At 73.0% G+C, this 3417-nt stretch carries 5 protein-coding genes; all 5 read right to left on the reverse strand.

Annotated features, from left to right (window positions below):
- Window positions 1–27 precede the first annotated feature (27 nt).
- Window positions 28–828, reverse strand: coding sequence for a CbtA family protein (locus SACSA_RS0118155; protein ID WP_048876946.1), 801 nt, complete (start codon window positions 826–828; stop codon window positions 28–30).
- 14 nt (window positions 829–842) lie between these two features.
- The gene (locus tag SACSA_RS0118160; protein ID WP_019819157.1) at window positions 843–1055 is read right to left on the reverse strand and encodes a CbtB domain-containing protein; all 213 of its coding nucleotides are present in this window, start codon (window positions 1053–1055) and stop codon (window positions 843–845) included.
- 228 nt (window positions 1056–1283) lie between these two features.
- A complete protein-coding gene (locus SACSA_RS0118165) occupies window positions 1284–1832 on the reverse strand; it encodes a hypothetical protein (protein WP_157596985.1) in 549 nt (182 codons plus the stop codon).
- A 276-nt stretch (window positions 1833–2108) separates the two neighbouring features.
- Window positions 2109–2384: a hypothetical protein gene (locus SACSA_RS0118170; protein ID WP_019819159.1), complete on the reverse strand. Its 276-nt coding sequence runs from the start codon at window positions 2382–2384 to the stop codon at window positions 2109–2111.
- A 76-nt stretch (window positions 2385–2460) separates the two neighbouring features.
- Window positions 2461–3417, reverse strand: a 957-nt coding sequence (locus SACSA_RS0118175; protein ID WP_019819160.1) for a putative PEP-binding protein, incomplete at its 5' end; no start/stop codon positions are given.

Consider the following 3417-nt stretch of genomic DNA (forward strand, 5'->3'; position numbering starts at 1 on the left):
GCTCGCGGTGGGCGCCGCCGTGGCCGCTCACCGCTGACCCGTCGGCGCGGGTGTGTCGTCGTCACTGGTGGGGCGCGTGGTGCCCAGCGCCCGCTCGGCGAGCCCGCCGAAGGTCAGCGCCAGCGTCGCCCACAGCACCAGTTGGATGCCCACCGAAGCCACGCGGAACTCCCACAGCAGCGACGCAGGGAAGTCGCCGGGCACCTCGTCGATCGCGGGGAACAGCGCCGCCGTCACCGTGACCGCCACGAGGTACCCGCCCGTGGACAGCAGGCCGCCGAACCACGCGCCGAGCCGGTCGGCCAGCATCCGCCCGAGCACCACGGCCACGATCGCCAGCGCCAGCGAGAACGCGACGAGTCCGAAGTAGACTGACGTGCGGTCGTCGATCGTGCCGGGGCTGCCCACGGCGGGCGGGTTGGCGGGGTACTTGACGAACGGCACGAGCACCACCGCACCGAACCCGCCCGCCGCGAGCAGGGCGGCCGAGGTCCGGGGAGGCAGCGAGCTGACCCGCCCCTGAATCAGGGCGAACGCCACGGCGAAGAGTCCGCCGATCGCCACGCCGTAACCGGCGGTTGCCGCGAACAACCCGACCGTGCTTTGTACGTCCCGGCTCACGGCCGCGTCCTCACCGTGGCCGTGGCTGTGTGCGTCGCTGGTCGCGCCGTGGTCGTGCTCGTGGCCGTGCGACTCCTGGGTGGTGCGTTCCTCCACCGCGATCGCGCCGTCGATCGGGGGCTCACCGACGAAGAAGGCGAACACCGCCGCCAGCCCACCGGCGAGCAGGCCCGCGACCATCCCGCGAAGGAGCAGGGTTCTCATCATGGGACGGCTCCCGCTCAGTGGCACGGGAACGCCAGCAGGTGCCTGCCGTCGTGCAGGAACTCGTGCACCAGGCCGTCGGTGGACAGCAGCTCGACCGCTCCGGCCTCGGTGCTGACGAAGAACAGCGCCGCCAGGGCCAGCACCCCGGCCAACAGCGCCCACGGCACGACCTCCCGCACGGGAATCCGAAGCGGGGTGGGGGCGGTGGCGACACGCGCCGATGACATCGAAACCTCCTCCGGGCTTGCGCGGCCCTTCTCGGAACGGTTGCGACGGCGGGCGGGTCTGACTCCCGGGATGCGGTCCCCGGATACAGTGGCGCGACCGTGCCGGGATCTCACCGGCTTCCGCGCCGCCATCGCGCAGCCCGGCGAGACTACGGTGCGGTGATTCGCCGTGTCAACGCCGTGGTGACCGACGCCGGAGCGGTTCCCGGCCCCGATCGTGCGCGGGAATCAGCTCGTGGACGAAACGTCGGGGGCCACGGCCCTGCCTCCGCATCGTCTGTGGCCGTTGTCAGCGGTGCACGTGACGCCGGGCGGGTTGAGCGTCATCGGCGACCAGTACACCGGGGTCGGGCTGCGTGTCTCGCCCGCGTGCTCACCACCGGTGGCCCGGTAGACGACGAACTCGGTGCGATAGGTGCCGCCGTCGGCGTGGGCCCCACGCAGATGCAGGCGCACCGTGTGCTCGGTCGGCCGCGTGACCGTGACCACCTCGGGTGCGGAGTCGTCAGGGACGTGGTCGCGCTCCCACGCCGACCGCAGGAGAACGTCGCAAATGTGCCGCTCATGGGCTATGGCGCGGCACAGACCGGGGAAATCGCCGTCGCGCGTGTGCCGCACCGCGGTGGCGAGCAGCGCTTCGGCCTCGCCGACCGAGACCGGTTCCAACGGAGGATCGGGTTGGCGCTCGCGGAGCGAGACGAGCGTGGCCACGGCCACGAACGCGATCACCAGTGACCACGCGGCGCCGGTCCGCACGCCACGACGTCCGCGGGTCACGATCGTCCTCGATGCCGCCGCACCGACGATCTCAGGCAGGGTGTCGGATGATTCCCCGGTTCCACGACACGTCCCCCAGTTCGTTCGCCCGGTGACACGGCCTCCGGTGTGGCACCGCTCGTGAGTCCCGAGTGTGTCAGGTGCTCAGGCCGTAGGCGCGCGAAAACGGACCGTTCGCTGTCGCGGGGGTCAAGGACGGCGAGTTCGACGTCTGACCCGCACGCGACACCCGAGCCGGAACTCCGTGCCCCTGGCGAACCGCGCGGGCGCGGATCGTCACAGCTCGGCCGCGATGCGGTTCCACATCTCGCCCATCATCGTGTTCTGCCGCGACACGAGATCGACGTGGTGCGCGCGCTCGTCCGGTGTCATGCGGGAGAGGTAGTGGCGGACCCGGTCCTCGTCGGTCTCACTCGTGGCCGTGCCGCCTTCGGCGGGCGGTGGGGGACCGCCGCGCTTCTCGCATCCGGCGCACACGGTCCGTTCGTCGGGGCGTAGCCAGATCGGCTGGTCACATCCGTCGTTGGCGCAGATCGGATACTCGGCACTCACAGTGCTGCGATGGTGCCAGACGCGGCCTGCGTGGGCATCGCCTTCGTCCGTGCCTCGTGGTCGATCCGTCAGGGGATCAGCGGGCCAGGGGGCGGGCGGCGGCGGTGACCGCCGCCCTGGCCTGCTCGGCGGTCGTGGCCGCCCGAGCCAGGCGGGCCAGCTCGCGGCATTCGTCGAGGCTGTGCCGGGCGAGGGTGGCGCGCACGAGCGGGACGGCGGTCGGGGCCATCGACAGGCTGGTCACGCCGATTCCCACCAGCGCCAGCGCGAGCAGCGGGTCGCCGGCCGCCTCGCCGCACACGCCCACCGGCTTGTCCCGCGTCCGCCCGGCTTCGGCCGTGTGCGCGACGAGGTCGAGCAGCGCGGGCTGCCACGGGTCGAGCAGGTCGGCCAGCTCCCCGGCCGTGCGGTCGGCGGCCAGGGCGTACTGGCTGAGGTCGTTGGTGCCGAGGCTGGCGAAGTCGCACCCGTCCAGCACGTCGTGCGCGCGCAGTGCCGCGCCGGGTACCTCGATCATGGACCCGGCGACCGGAAGCCCGTGCTCGCGGGCGAGTGCGGCGAACCCGGCCGCTTCGGCGGCCGTCGCCACCATCGGGGCCATCACCCGCACCCGCGCCGAGGTCTCCTTCGCGGCCTCGGCGATCGCCGTGAGCTGCCGGGTCAGCAGCCCGGGGTCCCGGCGTGCCAGGCGCAGTCCCCGCACGCCGAGCGCCGGGTTGGCCTCCTCGCCGCCGTCGACGAACGGCACCGGCTTGTCGGCACCGATGTCGAGCGTGCGCACGACCACCGTGCGGCCCGCGAACGCCTCGAACACCGCCCGGTAGGCACCGCGCTGCTCGTCGGGGGCGGGTTCGGTGTCCCGGTCCAGGTACAGGAACTCGGTGCGCAGCAGCCCCACGCCCTCACTGTCGCAGGACGCGGCTGTGTCCAACTCGCTGCGCGCGCCGACGTTGACCAGCAGCGCCACCGGGGCCCCGTCGGCGGTGCGGCCGGGACCACTGGCCTGCGCCACCGCGGCGCGCATCGCCTCGGC

Origin of the sequence: Saccharomonospora saliphila YIM 90502, from assembly GCF_000383795.1 — a bacterium.
Taxonomy (GTDB): domain Bacteria; phylum Actinomycetota; class Actinomycetes; order Mycobacteriales; family Pseudonocardiaceae; genus Saccharomonospora; species Saccharomonospora saliphila.

Coding starts and splice junctions, on each gene's coding strand:
- SACSA_RS0118155 (WP_048876946.1), bottom strand. CDS start 828: ATGATGAGAACCCTGCTCCTTCGCGGGATGGTCGCGGGCCTGCTCGCC.
- SACSA_RS0118160 (WP_019819157.1), bottom strand. CDS start 1,055: ATGTCATCGGCGCGTGTCGCCACCGCCCCCACCCCGCTTCGGATTCCC.